The 536-nt window shown below is 69.4% G+C and carries 1 protein-coding gene; it reads right to left on the bottom strand.

Annotated elements, in window-relative coordinates:
- Positions 1 to 8: 8 nt before the first annotated feature.
- A complete protein-coding gene (locus BU204_RS37925; RefSeq protein ID WP_083662001.1) occupies positions 9 to 521 on the bottom strand; it encodes a hypothetical protein in 513 nt (170 codons plus the stop codon).
- Positions 522 to 536: the final 15 nt, after the last annotated feature.

The following is a 536-nucleotide window of genomic DNA, read 5'->3' as shown; positions in this document are numbered from 1 at the left end:
GGTCGTGTTCAGCGCAGCCAGGGGTTGTGGCGGACGATGGGGATGGCGGCCCAGCGCTTGCCCAGGCCCCAGGTGTTGCCGGCGGCGAGGACGGCGAGGGTGATGGCGACCAGGGCGTAGATGATGTGGTAGTCGAGGATGGGGTTGGTCGACATGGTCGGCTCGCCGGTGTTGGTGGTCTGGTCCAGTGGCCATTCGGCTGCCCACATGAGCAGCATCATCAGGGTGGTGGAGGCGGCGGCGACGCGGAGGCCGATGCCGGCGACGAGGGCGAAGGCGATGCCGGCGAGGCCGAGCATGAACAGGGTGTCGGCCCACCAGGCGCCGGCCCAGCTCTGGAACATCGAGGCGAGTGGGCCGTGGTCGAGGTGGCCGAGGAAGCCCTTGGTGGGTGATCCGCCGTTGATCCAGGCGTTCTCGCTGGCGGTGGCGTAGCCGAGGCCGAACAGCTTGTCGAGGAAGGCCCAGCCGAACACCAGGCCGGTGGTGATCCGGAGGACCGCGAGCACCTTGCCCGCGATGCCGGTGGTGCCAGG

It is taken from the genome of Actinophytocola xanthii (assembly GCF_001921205.1).
Classification (GTDB): domain Bacteria; phylum Actinomycetota; class Actinomycetes; order Mycobacteriales; family Pseudonocardiaceae; genus Actinophytocola; species Actinophytocola xanthii.
This window is presented reverse-complemented; position numbering and strand designations above follow the sequence as displayed.